This is a genomic window from Streptomyces olivaceus (genome assembly GCF_000721235.1).
Classification (GTDB): Bacteria; Actinomycetota; Actinomycetes; order Streptomycetales; family Streptomycetaceae; genus Streptomyces; species Streptomyces olivaceus.
In genome coordinates this window covers 121,093-138,281 of record NZ_JOFH01000019.1, presented here as the reverse complement: position 1 = coordinate 138,281, position 17,189 = coordinate 121,093, and the positions used below count along the sequence as shown (strand labels likewise).

Annotated in this window: 17 protein-coding genes; 8 read left to right on the top strand and 9 right to left on the bottom strand. The window is 71.4% G+C overall.

Features of this window, described 5'->3' with window-relative positions; all coding sequences use genetic code 11:
• The first annotated feature begins 214 nt into the window (after positions 1-214).
• Both IG94_RS0121820 and IG94_RS0121815 read left to right on the top strand, forming a co-directional pair.
• The gene (locus IG94_RS0121820) at positions 215-1,948 is read left to right on the top strand and encodes an FAD-dependent oxidoreductase (RefSeq protein ID WP_031039533.1); all 1,734 of its coding nucleotides are present in this window, start codon (positions 215-217) and stop codon (positions 1,946-1,948) included.
• A 255-nt stretch (positions 1,949-2,203) separates the two neighbouring features.
• Entirely contained in the window at positions 2,204-3,127 is a 924-nt protein-coding gene (locus tag IG94_RS0121815) for a D-alanyl-D-alanine carboxypeptidase family protein (protein ID WP_031039530.1), read from the top strand.
• A 104-nt stretch (positions 3,128-3,231) separates the two neighbouring features.
• On the opposite strand, the gene IG94_RS0121810 is transcribed toward IG94_RS0121815, so the two are convergent.
• From IG94_RS0121810 to IG94_RS0121795, 4 genes are all read right to left on the bottom strand, one after another.
• Positions 3,232-4,668, bottom strand: a complete 1,437-nt coding sequence (locus IG94_RS0121810; protein WP_031039528.1) for an MmgE/PrpD family protein — start codon at positions 4,666-4,668, stop codon at positions 3,232-3,234.
• Positions 4,665-5,828, bottom strand: a complete 1,164-nt coding sequence (locus IG94_RS0121805; protein ID WP_031039526.1) for an acyl-CoA dehydrogenase family protein — start codon at positions 5,826-5,828, stop codon at positions 4,665-4,667. Before IG94_RS0121805 ends, IG94_RS0121810 begins: the two co-directional genes overlap by 4 nt.
• 98 nt (positions 5,829-5,926) lie before the next feature.
• Positions 5,927-7,126 carry a CaiB/BaiF CoA transferase family protein gene (locus IG94_RS0121800; RefSeq protein WP_031039523.1) on the bottom strand — a complete coding sequence of 400 codons (1,200 nt, stop codon included), beginning with the start codon at positions 7,124-7,126 and terminating at the stop codon, positions 5,927-5,929.
• The gene (locus IG94_RS0121795) at positions 7,123-7,683 is read right to left on the bottom strand and encodes a MaoC family dehydratase (RefSeq protein WP_031039519.1); all 561 of its coding nucleotides are present in this window, start codon (positions 7,681-7,683) and stop codon (positions 7,123-7,125) included. Before IG94_RS0121795 ends, IG94_RS0121800 begins: the two co-directional genes overlap by 4 nt.
• Before the next feature lie 219 nt (positions 7,684-7,902).
• Here IG94_RS0121795 and IG94_RS0121790 point away from each other — a divergent pair, with 219 nt between their 5' ends.
• From IG94_RS0121790 to IG94_RS0121780, 3 genes are all read left to right on the top strand, one after another.
• The gene (locus IG94_RS0121790; protein ID WP_031039515.1) at positions 7,903-8,643 is read left to right on the top strand and encodes a FadR/GntR family transcriptional regulator; all 741 of its coding nucleotides are present in this window, start codon (positions 7,903-7,905) and stop codon (positions 8,641-8,643) included.
• Between the two features lie 279 nt (positions 8,644-8,922).
• Positions 8,923-10,350 (top strand): MFS transporter, encoded by a 1,428-nt coding sequence (locus tag IG94_RS0121785; RefSeq protein WP_052410791.1) that lies wholly within the window; start codon positions 8,923-8,925, stop codon positions 10,348-10,350.
• On the top strand, positions 10,347-11,210 hold the full coding sequence (locus IG94_RS0121780) for an HpcH/HpaI aldolase/citrate lyase family protein (protein ID WP_051159380.1): 864 nt from the start codon (positions 10,347-10,349) through the stop codon (positions 11,208-11,210). The genes IG94_RS0121785 and IG94_RS0121780 overlap by 4 nt, the downstream gene beginning before the upstream one ends.
• Before the next feature lie 91 nt (positions 11,211-11,301).
• Here the strand turns inward: IG94_RS0121780 and IG94_RS39710 are convergent, their stop codons facing one another.
• On the bottom strand, positions 11,302-12,267 hold the full coding sequence (locus IG94_RS39710) for an SDR family NAD(P)-dependent oxidoreductase (RefSeq protein WP_052410790.1): 966 nt from the start codon (positions 12,265-12,267) through the stop codon (positions 11,302-11,304).
• A gap of 210 nt (positions 12,268-12,477) precedes the next feature.
• On the opposite strand from IG94_RS39710, the gene IG94_RS0121770 reads away from it, so the two are divergent.
• A complete protein-coding gene (locus tag IG94_RS0121770) occupies positions 12,478-13,326 on the top strand; it encodes a helix-turn-helix transcriptional regulator (protein ID WP_031039499.1) in 849 nt (282 codons plus the stop codon).
• A gap of 23 nt (positions 13,327-13,349) precedes the next feature.
• Here the strand turns inward: IG94_RS0121770 and IG94_RS0121765 are convergent, their stop codons facing one another.
• Together IG94_RS0121765 and IG94_RS0121760 are read right to left on the bottom strand one after the other, a co-directional pair.
• Positions 13,350-13,541: a hypothetical protein gene (locus IG94_RS0121765; RefSeq protein ID WP_031039496.1), complete on the bottom strand. Its 192-nt coding sequence runs from the start codon at positions 13,539-13,541 to the stop codon at positions 13,350-13,352.
• Between the two features lie 11 nt (positions 13,542-13,552).
• A complete protein-coding gene (locus tag IG94_RS0121760) occupies positions 13,553-14,404 on the bottom strand; it encodes a helix-turn-helix domain-containing protein (RefSeq protein ID WP_031039493.1) in 852 nt (283 codons plus the stop codon).
• A 243-nt stretch (positions 14,405-14,647) separates the two neighbouring features.
• Between IG94_RS0121760 and IG94_RS0121755 the strand changes: the two genes are divergently transcribed.
• Positions 14,648-15,061 carry an ATP-binding protein gene (locus tag IG94_RS0121755; protein ID WP_031039491.1) on the top strand — a complete coding sequence of 138 codons (414 nt, stop codon included), beginning with the start codon at positions 14,648-14,650 and terminating at the stop codon, positions 15,059-15,061.
• 64 nt (positions 15,062-15,125) lie between these two features.
• Here the strand turns inward: IG94_RS0121755 and IG94_RS0121750 are convergent, their stop codons facing one another.
• Positions 15,126-15,455, bottom strand: a complete 330-nt coding sequence (locus IG94_RS0121750; protein WP_031039488.1) for a hypothetical protein — start codon at positions 15,453-15,455, stop codon at positions 15,126-15,128.
• 202 nt (positions 15,456-15,657) lie between these two features.
• Here IG94_RS0121750 and IG94_RS0121745 point away from each other — a divergent pair, with 202 nt between their 5' ends.
• Positions 15,658-16,146 carry a GNAT family N-acetyltransferase gene (locus IG94_RS0121745; protein ID WP_031039486.1) on the top strand — a complete coding sequence of 163 codons (489 nt, stop codon included), beginning with the start codon at positions 15,658-15,660 and terminating at the stop codon, positions 16,144-16,146.
• 59 nt (positions 16,147-16,205) lie between these two features.
• On the opposite strand, the gene IG94_RS0121740 is transcribed toward IG94_RS0121745, so the two are convergent.
• Positions 16,206-17,147 (bottom strand): SDR family NAD(P)-dependent oxidoreductase, encoded by a 942-nt coding sequence (locus IG94_RS0121740; protein WP_031039484.1) that lies wholly within the window; start codon positions 17,145-17,147, stop codon positions 16,206-16,208.
• Positions 17,148-17,189: the final 42 nt, after the last annotated feature.

The window sequence follows — 17,189 nt, the reverse complement described above, 5'->3', positions numbered from 1 at the left end:
GCGGGTGCGACGGTCGCATTACGACGATCGTGGGCCGTGTCGGCGAGGTCCGCGAACCAGGAGGGTTAAGCGGGTGAAGCCTCGGCCCCGGCGGGCCCGGCGGGGCCGTACGGGGCATGCATGAGGGCCCCGGCGCACACCCGCCGAGGGATGGGAAAGCCACGTACAGCCACGTACAGCCACGTATGTCTGTCGCAACGGAGGACGAACAGCCATGAACGAAAGAGCCGACCGGTCCGGCGGGACGGCCCCCGGCGTCCACCGCGTCCCGGTCCTCGTCGTCGGAGGGTCCCTGGTGGGCCTGTCGACCTCGGTGTTCCTGGGGCGGCTCGGCGTCCGGCACACCCTGGTGGAACGCCACGCCGGCACCTCCATCCACCCCCGCGGACGCGGCAACAACGTCCGCACGATGGAGATCTTCCGGGTGGCCGGCACCGAGCCGGACATCCGCCGGGCCGCCGCCACCCTGGCCGGCAACCACGGCATCCTGCAGACGCCGACCCTGGTCGGGGACGCGGGCGAGTGGCTGTTCAAGCAGATCGACCCCGGCGGCGGACTGGCCCGCTTCAGCCCCAGCTCCTGGTGCCTGTGCAGCCAGAACGACCTCGAACCCGAACTCCTCACCCACGCCACGGCCCTCGGCGGCGACCTGCGCTTCGGCACCGAACTGCTGTCGTTCGAGGCCGGTGCCGACGGCGTCACGGCGATCGTGAAGAGCCGGGAGACCGGCGAGCACACCACCATCCGTGCGGACTACCTGGTCGCCGCCGACGGCCCCCGCAGCCCCGTCCGCGAGCAGCTCGGCATCGGGCAGAGCGGCCCCGGCGACCTCTTCCACAACGTCAGCGTCACCTTCCGCAGCCGCCGCCTCGCCGACGTCGTGGGCGAGCGCCGCTTCATCGTCTGCTACCTGACCGACGAGAACGCCGACGGCGCCCTCCTGCCCGTCGACAACCGCGAGAACTGGGTCTTCCACGCCCCCTGGCACCCCGAACAGGGCGAAACGGTGGAGGACTTCACCGACGAGCGCTGCGCCGCCCACATCCGCCGCGCCGTCGGCGACCCGGACCTCGACGTCGAGATCACCGGCAAGGCGCCCTGGCACGCCGCCCAGCGCGTGGCCCGCAGCTACCGCTCCGGCCGCGTCCTGCTGGCCGGCGACTCGGCCCACGAGATGTCCCCGACCGGCGCCTTCGGCTCCAACACCGGCATCCAGGACGCCCACAACCTCGCCTGGAAACTGGCCGCGGTCCTGGAGGGCTGGGCGGGGGAGGCGCTCCTCGACACGTACGACGCGGAACGCCGCCCGGTCGCGGAGGCCACCAGCGCCCGCGCGGCCCACCGCTCGGTCGAACACAGCCACCCGGGCTTCGCCCCGCCGCCGGGCGCGGGAGGCGGCGCCCCGCGCGGAAAGCCGGCCGGCGCCCCCGGAGAGGCACCCGGCACGAACGGCCCCGGCGGCGGCCCGCAGCGCGGCATCCTCAACGTCGCCCTCGGCTACCGCTACCCCCAGGGCGCCGTGGTCGGCGCCGACCCGGCGACCCCGGTGGTCCCGGAGGGCCTCGACCTCACCGGAGCCCCCGGCAGCAGGTCCCCCCACCTCTGGCTGCGCCGGGGCGACACCCGGGTCTCCACCCTGGACCTCTACGAGGACTCCCTCGTCCTGCTCAGCGACGCGGGCCGGCCCACCGGCTGGCACGAGGCGGCGGCCCGCCTGGCGGCCGACCTGCGGGTGCCGCTGACGTCGTACCGCGTCGGCGCGACTCCGGAGGCCGACCTCGTCCCGGACGACGAGGAGACCGACTGGGCCAAGGCCCACGGCGTCTCCCGCGACGGCGCGGTCCTGGTCCGCCCCGACGGCTTCGTGGCCTGGCGCTCCCCGGGCCCGGCCCCCGACCCCGAGGCGATGCTGCGCCAGGTCGTGGGGACGGTACTGGCACGCACCTGACGGGAGCACCGGCACGCACCTGACGGACACGGGCCCGCCCGCATCATCGTGGACGCGGGCCCAAGTCATGTCGTCCCACGGCTACTTCGGCGGCTCCGGGGTAGAGGCGCCTGTGTCCGGACCGGAAGGGGAGGCTACGCTCACCATGATCGGCAGATCCAGTGCCGACAGGTGGCGCGACGGCCCGGCGCCGAGGCGCCGACGGCATGTCGAGCGCCGCCGTCCCCTCACAATCCCAGATACGGAGTTGCCTATATGGCTGTCGCAACTCAGCCCAGAAGAGCCGCCGTTGTCGCCGTCGTCGGCGGAGCCCTGCTGGCCGCGAGCCCGGTTGCCGCCTCGGCCGCCCCCGCCGCGGCCCCCGCGCCCGAAGTGGCCGCCAAGAGCGCGGTGCTGCTGGACGGGAACGGCGAGACGCTGTTCGGCAAGAGCGAGGACTCGGACGCCTTCACGGCCAGCACCGCGAAGATCATGACCGCGACCGTCGTGCTCGACCAGCCCGACCTCGACCTGGACCGCCAGATCACCGTCGACCAGGCCTACCGCGACTACGTCACCGACAACGGCGCCAGCACCGCCGATCTCCAGACCGGCGACAAGCTGACGGTGGAGCAGCTCCTCCACGCGGCCCTCCTGCCCTCGGGCGCCGACGCCGCCTACGCCCTCGTCGACACCTTCGGAGAGGGCGCGACCAGGGCGGAGCGCGTGCAGGACTTCGTCGGCGACATGAACGCCGAGGCGAAGGAACTCGGCCTCGACAACTCGACGTTCGAGACGTTCGACGGCATCGGGGACGACACCAGCTCGGCCCGCGACCTGGCGACTCTGGCCCTGCACTCGATGAAGAACCAGACCTTCGCCAACGTTGTCAAGACGCAGACGTACGAGGCCGAGGCCCCGGCGGCCAACGGCAACACCCGCTACTACACCTGGTACAACACCAACCAGCTCCTCGGCTCCTACGACGGCGCCATCGGCGTCAAGACCGGCACGACGACTCAGGCCGGCCCGTGCCTGGTCTTCGCGGCCGAGCGGGACGGCAAGACCGTCACCGGCGCCGTGATGAACAGCGCGGAACGCTACGAGGACGCGGCGAAGCTCCTCGACTACGGCTTCGGCGCCGACGACGCCTCGACCATGAAGCTCCGCAAGCTCCCGTCGGGCGCCGAGCGCGACTGACCTCACGGAAACACCAGTGGGTCCCCACACGCACCGAGGTGGGGACCCACATCCGTGCCGGTCGACCTCCGCGGTGCCGGCGCAGTACGACGCGACGGGTGCCGTCAGCGCGGAGCCGAGGAGCACGCCTCGGCGAACTGCCGCGCGGTCGGGGAGTGGTCACCGCCCTTGCCCAGCCCCAGCACCGCCGACTCCACCTGTGCCGTCACCGCGTCGTCGGCGTCCGCGCACGCGGCCATGTTCTCCCGGAACTTGGCGACGACGTCGGCGTTGGTGAGCGGCCGGGTGTCGTGGCCGCGGTTGACCTGCTCGCGGTGGGTGAGGACCCGGCCGTCGTCCAACTCCACGGTCAGCACACCGGAGTAGGCGCCCGGGAAGGCGCTCTCCGGATCGTCGGTGACCTCGACCAGGCGGGCCAGCGCGAGGATGTCCGCGTCCTGCCGGGCCTCCGTGCTCAGCTCGGCGAGCCCGAAGCGGTCCCGCACGAACGCCGCCGCCACCGTGAACGGCAGGCTGAACTTCGCGTCGTACTCGCTGACCGGCGTGCGCTTGGCGTCGAGCGGCTCGGCGATCACCTTGCCCGGCACCGGGTGGATGCCCGCCGTCACGCGGGTGATCCGGGCCGGGTCGGCGCCCTCGCGCCGCAGGAGCAGCGCGGCGTCGACGAACGGGTGGGTGAAGTGGCAGGAGGCGTACGGCTTCACCGCCGTGCGGGCCAGCTCCCACACCTCGCCCAGTCCTTCGGCCACCGCCTCGGGCCGCGCCCGGCGTTCGGCGGTCTGCAGGTGGGTGCTGTACAGGCCGAAGCGGCCCTCGTACACCGCGGGCGGCCCGGACCAGCCGGCGCGCGCGAAGGAGGCCGCCGTCAGCCCGGACATCGCCGCCCACCCCGGGTGCAGGCGCTTCGTCCACGACCCGTCCTCCAGGAACTCCAGCAGCCCCGCCGCCATCGAGCCGACGATGCCCTGCGCGGTGGCGATGCCGTCCGCGTCGAGCCCGCCCAGCTTGGCGGCGACGGTGGCCGCGCCGAACGCGCCCGCCACCGCCGTGGGGTGGTAGCCGCTGTCGTGGAAGTGCCCGGCACCGCCCAGACCGACCCGCGCGGCCACCTCGACGCCGAGCACGTACGCGGCGAGCAGCTCGTCGCCGCCCCGGCCGGCCCGCACGGCGGCGGCCAGCGCGGCGGGCAGGGCGCTCGCGGTGACGTGGGTGACGGCGGCGATGTGGGTGTCGTCGAAGTCGAGGCCGTGCACGAGGACGCCGTTGAGCACGGCGGCGTCCCGCGCCTCCAGCCGCTCCGGCCGGCCCAGTACGGGGGAGTCCCCGGCGCCCGCCGAGCCCGTCGGCGAGTCCGGGCCGAGGGCCGCCGCCGCCGCTTCGGCGAAGTCCCGGTCGGCCGAGACGAACGCCAGCCCCACCGCGTCGAGGATCAGATGCCGGGCCCGCTCCGCCACCTCCTCCGGGATGTCCGCCAGGGTCAGCCCCGCGGCGAACCGGCCCACGCGCTGAGCCAGCCCGATCTGCTGCTCCCGGGCCGTCACGCGACCACCGCCTTTCCCGCCAGCAGCGACTTGGCCACCACGGTACGCAGGACGTCGTTGGTGCCCTCGCCGATCGCCATCAACGGCGCGTCCCGGTACAGGCGTTCGATCTCGAACTCCGTGGAGTAGCCGTACCCGCCGTGGATGCGCATCGAGTCGGTGGCACAGCGGATCGCCGTCTCGGACGCGAAGATCTTCGCCATCCCCGACTCGGTGTCCATCCGCCGCCCCGCGTCCATCTGCGAGGCCGCCCAGTACGTCAGCAGCCGCGCCGCCTGCAACTGGGTGGCGATCTCCGCGAGCCGCAGCTGCACCGCCTGGAAGTCGCCGATCGGCTGCTTGAACGCCTCCCGCTCCCGGGCGTACGACAGCGCCTCGTCGTACGCCCGCTGCGCCACGCCCACCGAGCGCGACGCGATGTTGATGCGGCCGGTCTCCAGCGACGACAGCGCCTGCTGGAGCCCCCGCCCCTCCACGCCGCCCAGCAGCGCGGAGACCGGGACGCGTACGTCGGTCAGCACGACCTCGCAGGACTCCGTGCCCTTGTAGCCGAGCTTGCCGATGTCCTTGGTCACCTCGAAGCCGGGCGAGTCGGTGTCCACGAGCAGCACCGACATGCCCTTGTGCGCCGGGGTGGTGGTGGGGTCGGTCTTGACCAGGACGGGCAGCGGGTTGGCGTACCGCGCGTTGGTGATCCACATCTTGGCGCCGTTGACGACGTAGTGGTCGCCGTCGCGCCGGGCGGTGGTGCGGATGCCCTGGAGGTCGGTGCCGGCGCCGGGCTCGGTCAGCGCGACGCCGGTCCGCAGCTCACCCGTGGCCAGCTTCGGCAGCAGGGCGCGCTTCTGCTCCTCCGTGCCGTGCCGGTTGATCATCCAGCAGGAGACCGAGTGGCTGCCGAGGATGCCGGCCACGCCCATCCAGCCCCGCGAGATCTCCTCGAAGGTCAGCGCGAACGACACGGTGTCGGCGCCGAGCCCGCCGTACTCCTCGGGGATGACCAGGCCGAAGAGGCCCAGGTCCTTCATCGTCCTGACGATCTCGGTGGGGTACCGGCCGGCGTGCTCGTACTCCCGGGCGACCGGGACGATCTCCCGCTCGACGAAGTCGCGCAGGGTCTGGCGGTACATCTGCTGTTCGGGGCTGAGCTGGAAGTCCACGGCGCTCTCCGGGGGTGCGTGCGGGTGGGAAGGCTGGAGGTGGAGGGAGTGGGGGGGAGACGGAGCTGCGACCACAGGGGACTGCGGCCACAGGGGGCCTAGTCCCCGAACGCGCCGCGCCCGCGGGCGTCGGCGATGCGGGCGTCGTCGTAACCGAGGGAGCGCAGGACGGACTCGGTGTGCTCGCCGTAGAGCGGGGCCCTGCGGTGCTCGTCGGGGGCCAGCGGCGTACCGACCCGGACCGGCGAGGCGACCGATGCCATCCGCCCGTAGCGCGGGTGGTCGGTGTGCACCACCATGCCGCGGGCCAGGGTGTGCGGGTCGGTGAGCGCCTCGTGCACCTCGTTGATCGGGGCGCAGGGGACGGACGCGGCCTGCATCGGCTCCAGCCACTCGGCCACCGTCCGAGTCAGCAGCACCTCCTCCAGGAGCGGGATCAGCTCGTCCTTGTGCACGCCGCGGTCGGTGAAGGTGGCGAAGCGCGGGTCGGCGGCCAGTTCGGGGCGGCCGATGACCTCGGTCAGCCGCTGCCAGAACTTCTCCTTGGCGCAGCCGATCACCAGCCAGCCGTCCTTCGCCTCGAACGCCTGGAACGGCACCAGCGAGGGGTGCGCCGAGTGCGAGGTGCGCTGCGGTTCCCAGCCCTCGTTCATCTGCCAGGTGCCGACGTAGGTGAGCATGCCGATCGCGGTGTCGTACAGGCTCACGTCGCAGTCCATGCCCACGCCGTCGCGGCGGGCCGCGTGCACGCCGGCGGTCAGGGCGAGGGCCGCGACCATGCCGCCGCTGTAGTCGACGAGGGAGAGGCCGGACTTCTGCGGCGGCCCGCCGGGCTCGCCGGTGACCGACATCCAGCCCGCCAGCGCCTGGAGCACGTAGTCGTAGCCGGGCTGCCTGCTGCGCGGTCCGTCCATGCCGAAGCCGGTCAGGGAGCAGCAGACGATCGCCGGGTTGATGCCGGCCAGGTCCTCGTAGCGGATGCCCAGCTTGGCGGGGACGTCGCCGCGCAGGTTGGAGTAGACGGCGTCGGCGGAGCGCACCAGGTCCTCGAAGACCTCGCGCCCGGCGGGGCTGCGGATGTCGAGCACGACGGAGGACTTGTTGCGGTTGAAGGACTCGAAGAAGAGCGAGTCCCGGCCCTCGTTGAAGGGCGGTACGTAGCGGCCGACGTCGCCGTCCGAACGCGGGTCCTCGATCTTGATGATCTCGGCGCCCAGCGCCGCCAGGTGCAGCGAGCCGAAGGGACCGGCGCCGTACTGCTCCAGCGAGACGATCCGGACGTCCTCCAGCGGCTTCACGCCCCGCTCCCCTCGCCGGCGGCCGCCTCCGCCGCCTGAGCCGGTACGGGCAGCGGCTTCTTGCCCACGGGGAAGCGCGACTCGGCACCGGCCGCGCCGTGCTTGTGGACGAAGAAGGAGCGCTTGAAGCTCAGCACCTCCTCGCCGTGCTGGTTCAGCGTCCGCGAGTGCACGGTGACGATGCCGGCCGTCGGCCGGGAGCCGGACTCGCGCTTGGCGAGCACCACCGACTCCGTCCAGAGCGTGTCCCCGGCGAAGACGGGGTGGGTGAACTTCACGTCGTCCAGGCCGAGGTTGGCGAAGGCGTTCTGGGTGACGTCGATGACGCTCTGGCCGACCGCGATGGCCAGCGTGAGCGTGGAGACGACCAGCGGCTTGCCGAACTCGGAGCCGGCACCGACCTGTTCGTTGAAGTGCGCCTGGTTGGTGTTCATCGTCAGCAGCGTGAACCAGGTGTTGTCGGTCTCGTTCACGGTGCGCCCCAGGGGGTGCTGGTAGACGTCCCCGACGGTGAAGTCCTCGTAGTACCGGCCCTGCCATCCGGGCTTGATGCTCATGTCCCAGCTCCTTGTCGACCTCCGCCGCGAACGGGCGGCGCCACCGCCGCGAGAGGTGCGGCGCCTCCGCCGCGAACGGGCGGCGCCTCCGGCTTGTGAGCGGAGGCGGTTATGCCGGGGACGCTAAATGTCAAACATTTAGCGCGTCAAGAGGCCCACCCCACTTCCGCCACCCGTCCGCGGGGTCCGGCGCGCCCGCCGCCCGGTAGCGTGCAGGGCATGCAGCCAAGTGGACGCCCCCAGCTCGGTTACGAACGGGTCGCCGAGATCCTGCGCGACATGATCCTCAGCGGTGAGCTGCTGCCCGGCGAACGGTTGCCGTCCGAGGGCGAGCTGACCGCCCGGATGGAGATCAGCCGCGGCACCCTCCGCGAGGCCCTGCGGGTGCTCGCCTCCCAGAAACTGCTGACCACCACCCGTGGCGTGAAGGGCGGCACCTTCGTCGCCGAACCCTCCCCGGAGGACGTCTCCGAGTACCTGAGCGCCTCGCTCGGCCTGCTCAGCCGGGGCAGGGTCTCGGTCTCGCAGCTCCTGGAGGTGCGCGCCATGCTGGAGGTCCCGGCCGCCGGCCTCGCCGCCCGTCGCCGCAGCGAGGCCGACCTGGAGCGCCTGGCCTCCTCGATCGTGCTGGTGGGTGGCGAGGACACCCCCGAGGGCGCCCGGTGGAGCGCCAACAGCAACTTCCACGTGCTCCTGCTGCGGGCCGCCGACAACCCGCTCCTCGACATGATCACCAAGCCGGTCTTCACGGTGCTGCGCGAGCGCTTCCTGCGGGAACGCGCCGACGCGTCCTTCTGGCGCACCGTCGCCGACGAGCACGCCGAGATCCTCGAACACGTACGGGCCGGCCGCGCCGACGCCGCGAGCCGCGCGATGCGCCTGCACCTGGCCGCCCTGCGCGACACGTACACGCGCATCGACGTCACCCAGGTCGACGCGGGCCGGGGCGAGGACGGCTAGCACCGACGGGCGGCGTCGGCGAACAGCACCGACGGACGGCACCGGCGTAGGCCCTCTTCCCAACTGTCTGCTGCACGGGTATTGCCCACGGAAATGTTCGACCTTTAGTGTTCCGGCAGTCGTGACCCGCGGCACACCGCCCGCGGGATGCAAGCCGTACGCCGCCGACGCCAGGGCGCTTGCCACGCCCTCCCGCCGGCCCTGCGACGCGCCGCGCGGAGACGAGCCGTTCCGGCTCCAGCCGCCACGAGCCGCCAACGACCGTGCGAGGCAGACACCATGACAACGACAACCAACGGCGAGCCACGATCCGGGGCCGCACCCACCGCGTCGGCGACCGCCCGGCTGGACCGCATCCCCGTGGCGACCCGGTCCCACCGCAGGTGGGCCGTACTGCTCGGCTTCCTCTTCAGCTTCGACCTGATCGACCTGAACACCTTCGCCTACGTCGCCCCCCGGCTGCGGGAGCAGTGGGGCCTCTCGCTCGACGCGGTCGGCGTCGTCACGTCCATCGGCTTCGCCGGCATGTTCCTCGGCGCCATCCTGGGCGGCCGCCTCTCCGACCGCTTCGGCCGCCGCAAGGTCCTGCTCGGCGCGGTCGTCTTCTACTCGACCTTCTCCCTCCTCTCCGCCCTCTCCTTCAACGCCTGGCAGATGGGCGTCACCCGCTTCCTCACCGGCGTCGGCCTCCAGGCGATGACCGGCGTGCTCCTGGTCTGGGTCAGCGAGATGTATCCGCGTGCGCTGCGCGGCCGCTACCAGTCCTGGATCCTGGTCCTCGGCTTCGTCGGCGTACCCGTCGCCGCATGGGTGTCCCGCCTGGTCATCCCGCTCAGCACGGAGAGCTGGCGCTGGGTCTTCGTCGTCGGCGCCCTCGGCATCCTCGGCGTCTTCGTCGCCGCCCGCATCCTCCCGGAGTCCGTCCGCTGGCACGTCGCCCACGGGCGCGAGGACGAGGCGCTCGCCCTCGTCGAACGCCTGGAGAAGGAGGCCGTGGCCCGCACCGGCACGGAGCTGCCCCCGCCCCTGGAGACCGCGCCCGTCCCGCGCGCCCGCCTCGCCGACCTCCTCACCGGCCGCAACCGCCGCAGGCTGATCGCCACGTCCCTCGTCTCGATCTTCCTCATCCTGTGCTTCTACGGCTTCAACTCCTGGCTCCCCACCCTCCTCGTGGAGAACGGCTACACCCAGTCCGAGAGCCTCAACGTCACCTCGTGGCTCGCGGCGGCCGCCGTCCCCGGCGCCCTCCTCGCGATGCCCTTCATCGACCGCTTCGACCGCCGCATGCTGCTCCTGGCCATCGAGTCCCTGGTCGCCGTCCTCCTGCTGGCCTTCGGCGTGGTGGACGGGGGAGCGGCGCTGGTCCTCACCGGCTTCCTCGCCACGATGCTGCTCCAGTGCGGCGTGGCCGTGCAGTACACCTACATCCCCGAGGTCTTCCCCACCCCGCTGCGCGGCCTCGGCGCCGGTATCGCCACCGGCTTCGGCCGCCTCGCGGGCGTGATCGGCGGCGTCACCGTCAGCTGGATCTACACCGCGTTCGGCTTCACGACCGTCTTCGTCTACCTGGCGGTGATGGCGCTCCTGATGGGCCTGGTCCTGGTCGTCCTCGGCGAACGCACGACGAACAGGGCCCTGGACGACATCGGCGCGGACGACCCACCGGCCGCCCCCGGCGCGGCCACACCCAAGAGGAGCACCCAGTGACGGACCCGACCTCCCCCGTGACCACGGCCCCCGTGACCACGGCGCGCAGCATCCTCTTCGTCCCGGGCTCCCGCCCCGACCGCTACGAGAAGGCCGCCGCCAGCGCCGCCGACCTGGTCGTCGTCGACCTGGAGGACGCGGTCGGCCCCGACGACAAGGCGACGGCCCGCGCGTCCGCCTTCGCCTGGCCGGGCCTGCCGGCCGCCGCCCTGCGCATCAACGCCCCCGGCACCGACTGGTACGAGGCGGACCTGGCAGCCCTGACCGCCGCCCACGCGTCGAACCGCGCCCCCACCGCCGTACTCCTCCCCAAGGCCGACGCGAACACGACCGAGGTCACGGCCGCGTCCCTGCCACCCGGGACGGCCCTGCTCCCCCTGATCGAATCCGCACGCGGCATCCGCGACGCGGACGCCACCGCCGACTGCGAAGGCGTGGTCCGGCTCGTCTTCGGCAGCGTGGACTACGCCCACGACATCGCGGCCACCCCGCGCCCACCCGCCGAGGACGAGCTGCTCTACGCCCGCAGCACGCTCGTCAACGCCTCCCGGGCCGCCGGACTCGCCGCCCCCGTCGACGGCGTCACCCTCGCCCTGGACGACGAGGAACTCACCGAGCGCGAGGCCCGCCGCAGCCGCGACCTGGGCTTCGGCGGCAAACTCGCCCTCCACCCCCGCCAGCTCCCCGGCATCCACCGCGCCTTCCTCCCCACGGAGGCCGAGCTGGCCTGGGCCCGCCGGGCACTGGAGGCGGCCCGCACCTCGAACGGCGGCGCGATCCGCCTGGACGGCGAGATCATGGACCTGCCCCGCCTCCACCAGGCCCGGCGCATCCTGGCGCAGGCCGACCCCCCTTCGTAGAACGCGGCCCACTCTCCGCTCAGTACGGCGCCGACGCGGCCAGTACCTGCTCGTAGCGCTCGGCCGCCGGGGGGGGGGCGGGGGAGGCCCGCTATGCAAACCGCAAAGCCTCCTCCTCGGCGGTCAGGCCCACGAGTTGCCGGGAGTCGTCCCACAGCTTCGCGGCGCGCTGTTCGTCGTAGGAGACGCGCGCCGACCGCACCGCGGAGAGGGTTCCGTCCTGCGCCTGGAAGTACGTTCCCGAGTGCCCCGCGTGCTCGGGACCGGCCGCGAGCGCCGCCAAGGACGCACCGGAGAACCCGGCGTCGGACGTGACGATGCCCACCCGCTTGAACACCCACTTCACGACGGCGCTGGTCGACAACCACCGGACGGGCCCCGGCATACCGCGGAGGAAGCCGGTCTCGGGCACGGAGCCCGGGTCGAAGGCGATCGAGGCGACCGAGCTGCCGGCCCGGCGGAGCCGGCGGTCCAACTCGTAGGCGTACATCACGACGCACAGCTTCGACGTGGAGTAGCGCCGGCCGGCGGACAGCGCCTTGCCTCCGCGCCTGCCGTCGTTGGCCAGCGCGACGGCATCCGGCTCGACGGCGGCGCCGACCGCCCTTCCGTCCATCGTGTCCGGGTCGTGGGTACCGCTGGCGGTGTACACCACCCGTCCCCGCTCGGCCAGGCACGGAAGCAGGAGTTCGACGAGCAGGAAGTGCCCGAGGCAGTTGGTGGCGAAGGTCGTCTCGTACCCGTCGGGGCTGTAGGAGACCTCGCCCTCGAACCGGCCGCCCGCGTTGCAGAGGATCGCGTTCAGCGAGCCGACCCCGCCGTTCTCCGCCGCCCTCCGGAACTCCTCCGCTCCGGCCCGGACCGAGGCGAGGGAGGAGATGTCGAGCGGCAACGTGGTCACGGTCACTCCGTAGGTCGCGCCCAACTCGTCCGCGACCTCCCGCATCCGTTCCGGACTGCGCCCCGCCAGCACGAGGTCGATGTGCTGTGCGGCGAGCGTGCGCGCCGCGGCGAGACCGATCCCCGAGTGGCCGCCGGTGATCAAGATCGTGGTCATGTCCCCTACTTCCTCGTGTGGCGCAGCACGGGGGTGTGGGCGTCGTCCGGCAAGGCCGAGGGGGCGCAGGACCCACTGGCAGCCTCGGGAGCTCCGCCCGTCTCCCTCATGCCGCCACGATGAACCGGTGGCGGAGCGCGATCCAGGTACGCCCGTGGGTAGTAGTGCCCGTACCAGGATCCCCGGCGCCGACGGCGCGACAATGACCGTATGGATCGCCTCGAACTCGGCCGCGTGCTCAAGGCGGCCCGGGCCCGCCTCGCACCCGGAGAAGTCGGCCTGACAGCCGGTCCCAGACGGCGGGTCACCGGACTCCGCCGCGAGGAGGTCGCCCTGCTCGCCGGGGTGAGCGTCGAGTACGTCGTCCGCCTGGAACAGGCCCGCGGACCGCGCCCCTCGCCCCAAGTACTCACCGCCCTGACCCGGGCCCTGCGCCTGGAGCCCGACGAACGCGACCAGGTCTTCCGCCTCGCGGGCAGCGCACCACCGCTCCGCACGGAGATCGAGATGTCGATACGGCCGAGCGTGCTGCGACTGCTCCAGCGGCTCGCCGACCTCCCCGCGGTGGTGCTGTCGGCCAAAGGCGACGTCCTGGCACAGAACCCGATGGCCCGCGCACTCCTCGGCGACCTGAGCCGGTGGCCCGCAGGCCGGCGCAACATCGTCTGGCAGCGGCTCCTCGGCACCGGCTGCGCCCGCGTGGCCTTCACCCCGGAGGAAGAGACGACGTGGACGCAGCAGGCGGTCGGCCTGCTCCGCACCGCGCTCTCGCGCTACCCGGACGACCCGGAACTCGGCCTGCTGATCCACGAGCTGACCACGGGCAGCGACCGTTTCCGGACGGCGTGGGAGGAAGGACGCTCGACCGTGCGCCAGTCGATGCGCAAGACGATCGACCACCCCGAGGTGGGGCGCCTCGCACTGGACTGCGACACGCTGGTGCTCCCCGACACCGACCAGTCGATGATCGTCTACTCCGCCGCCCCCGGCACGCGGGAGGCCTCCGCCCTGGACGCCCTCCGCGTCATCGGCACCGAACACGTACCGGCGCTGTCCTGACCTGCGCGGCGAGCAAGGAGGTGCTACAGCAGGTGGTCGGCTTTACCGGCCTTGATATCGGTAATGAGGGTCCGCAGGGCTTCGAGCGAGTCGGTGAGGTACCGATCCTCCTCCCCACTCACGGCTATGTACCCGTTGCCGTCGGCGTCGGTGCCGAGGCGGAAGCAGTTGCTCGCGTCCTGGCAGAAGGGGGCTTCCCAGCTGATTCCAGACATGGTCAGGTCTCCTAGAGGCTCTGAGAAATGCTGTGCATGAGATCGACGGTCTCTTTGGGCCGGAGTGCGATCCGCTGCATCTCGTCGAGTTGCAGGCGGTACTTGCACAAGTGGGCGCCCGAGTAGAGGAATTCTCCCGCCGTGCTGCGATCAAGCTGAACGGTGTCAAGAGCGGGCACCCGGCCGGAGGCGTACAGGATCGACTGGCCGGAACCGGGAAACGCTCCCGCCGAGAAGGGGATGGCCTGGACTGTCACGTTGTCGCGGTCCGCCGCCGCCATGAGGTGACCGAGCTGGCTCCGCAGCACCGAGCGCCCGCCGACTTCGATCCGCAGAGCGGCTTCGTGGATGATCAGCGCGTACGCCGGGGCCCCTGGCCGATCGATCACCTGGTGTCTCTGTACACGGTGGGCGACTCTGGCCTCGAACTCCTCGGCGGGCAGTGCCGGGATGGCGGCTTGGAAGAGGGCGCGTGCGTAGGCGTCGGTCTGGAACTGCCCCGGCATGTGCGTCATCGTGCTCACGCGCAGGCCCTCGGCGTGCCACTCCAGTTCGGCGATGTCCAGGAACGTCGCGGGCAGGACGTCGCGGTACTCCTCCCACCAACCGGTTGTGCGGTCCCCGCACATGGAGACCAACGCGTCCACCAAAGCCTGGTCCGTGCACTCGTACCGGAAGGCGATCCGCCGGACACGCTCGGGGCTGACACCGTGGCGCCCCGCTTCGGTGCTGGTGATCACCGTCCGCTTCGTTTCCAGCAGGGCGGCAGCCTGTTCGGTGGACAACCCTGCCTCTTCACGCAGCTTGCGAAGCTCTGCCCCCAGACGTTGCTGACGTGCGGTCGGATGGCTCCTCGGCGGCATGTGTCCCCTCCTGTTGTGCGCGGGCCCAGTCTGCCGCGAAGCAAGGTTCGTTCCAACGATTCTCAGAGCTTGGTAGCACATGTACCCCCGTTGCTCTACCGTGAGTATCGCGCACGCTACACACCGCAACGCCGGAAGCGCACCGCGCGAGCATGCCCGCCTGCCCTGGGCCGGGCGCGCCCGCGACCAGGGCGGCAGGCCACCGGCGACCCCGAACCCCTCACCACGACAACGGAGTTCGCCATGCCCGAAATCCCCCACGTACCCCTCCACTGGCACTTGCCGGCCCACCCAGCCTCGGTGAGCCGGGCCCGGCACATCGTCGCCGAATCCCTGCCAGGCGCCCTCCGCCCCCACCTCGGCGACGACCTCCGCCTACTCACGTCCGAACTGGTCACCAACGCCATCCGCCACGGCACCTGTCCGACGGACGACAGCCTCATCGAACTCGTCCTCTGGCCGGCCGACGGCCACTACTGGCTAGCCGTCTCCGACTCCGGCACAGGCAAACCCGCACTGGCACACCCGGGAGCGGACGCAGAGGGCGGCCGAGGCCTGCTCCTCGTCGACAACCTCGCCGCCGCCTGGACGGTCCGCGCCCGCCCCAGCCGCGGAACCTCCGTGATCGCGGGCCTCCCTCTCCGGCAGAGAGCCTGAACCTGGCGGTACTGCAGGAGCCTCGTCGGCGCACCGCAGAGCCGTCAGCATCGCATCGGCCTCTTCAGAGCGTGCCCTCTTCCATGGCACGCTCCAGGTCGACGTCGGCGCAGAACAGCCGCACCCTCGCCGTCGCCGTCACCCGCTCCACGGCAGCCTCGACCCGCGCTTGAAAAGCCGGCTCCCAACGCGAGACGCCCGAGATGATGACCGGGAAACGGCCCGTCCGCCCCAACACCATGAACGTGCCGTCGCGTTCCCACGTCGACACCGTCACTTCGTGCTGAAGCCCCTCGACGTCGACCACGTCCTGCACCGCTTGCCGCACCTTGCCGGCCTGCTCGCGAGAGGAAAGACCGCTGACGTCCAATTCGATGCGTATGTTCACAGACATGGCACCCACCCTAAGGTTGATCCTTTTAGGGGCCGATCGACGCGTCGGAGCTGTGCCGCGAACACCTGGAGGCGGCGAGAAAGGGCGGGAGCGTCGGACTGGCTGAGGGGCGGTGGCCTCCGCGTGCCGAGAGCGCGGGACGAGGAAACGGCTTTGCGTGCCCGTTGATCGGCGTGGATGCTGGCTCGCTGGAGGTTCTGAGATGGTCGACGTTGTGTTGAAGCTGTCAGTCCGTGACCTGGTCCATGCGGACCTGGCGTCGTGCGGATGGGCAGGATCGGACCATCACCTGGTCGGCGTCGCCGAGCAGTTGGTACGTGCCCGGATCGGTGAGATCGACTACCTTGCGGTCTGCGCCACAACGAACATCCCTGTGGCGAAGGGCGGCGTCGACTACCAGGTCAAGGAGGGAGTCGGCACCTTGTGGCAGCTGGCGGTCCACCCCGCATTGCAATCGTGTGGGATCGGCACGTTCCTTGTCGAAGCCGCAGAACTGCGGATCAGGAGACGCGGTCTGCGGCAGGCCGAGCTGGGTGTGGAGGAAAGCAATCCCCGGGCACGTGCACTCTACGAACGACTGGGATACGTCGCGTACGGCCGTCAGCCGGACGCGTGGGATGAGCAAGCGCCTGACGGATCACTACGCCGCTACGAAACCATGTGCACATTGATGCGTAAGGAACTCGCGTAGCCCCAGCCACCTTCGCGGGACCTGCCGCTGGCGCCAAGATCATCATGCTTTCCCGACGGTCAGTCGGTTGTTCCTGGGGGCTGTTCCCGTGGGAGTTGTTCCAGCCAGTTCCAGAGGGCGTGTTCGCGGTCGGGGTTGTAGGACTCGGTGGAAGACGGCATGGCTTTGGTTCGGTGGATGTAGGCACCGGTCGGGGCGGGGGTGGCGCCGAGGATGGTGTCGGCGAGTTTCCTGCCCGCGGGGGCGGGGGTGTCCACCAGAGGTGTGGCCGCCAGTACCGGGACAATTCTCCGCATGAGGAAGGGGAACGCGCCGCCGGTTTCTCGGGCGAGTCCGGTTCCGATGACGAGGCTGGGGTTGTAGGCGAGGATGTCGACGCCTTCGGGCAGGCGGCGGGACCACTCGTGGACCAGGTATATACCGCCGAGTTTGCTGGTGACGTAGGCACGGCGGCCGGCTCGGACGTTACCGGAGCGGTTGTACGCTCCGGGGCGGGAGATGTCCGGGATGGCCCATCGGGGCGAGGGCATGGTTCCGCCGGTGTGTCGGAGGTCGCCGAAGTGGGCGTCGCTGACCGTGACGACGATGCGGGCCGGTGGGCGAAGGTGGGGGTGGAGCTGCCGCAGGAGCTGGTGGGTGGACATGACATTCACGGCGAAGGTCCGCTCGTAGCCGTCGACCGTGGCCTCCAAGGCGTTGGACAGGTGGACACCCGCGTTGAAGACGAGGCCCCACAGCGGAGGCAGGGCGCCGGAGTCGAGAAGGTCTTCCAGGCGTGCGCCGGCGGCGGCGACGCTGGCCTTGCTCGCCAGATCGATGTCGACGTGTGAGACGTGCGGGGAGATCTCCCGCAGGCCTGTCAGTATTCCGGAGGCGGAGGAGGCCCGTCCGAGAACGACCAGGTGGGTGTCGGGGCGGCGTCTGAGAACGTCCCGCGCAGCCTCCCATCCGATCCCTCGGGTGGCGCCGGTCATGATCAGCGATCGGTTGGCTGTGGTCATGGGGAGTCTCCTGGGCTGCGGTCAGGTGGTGCCGGCGGTGTC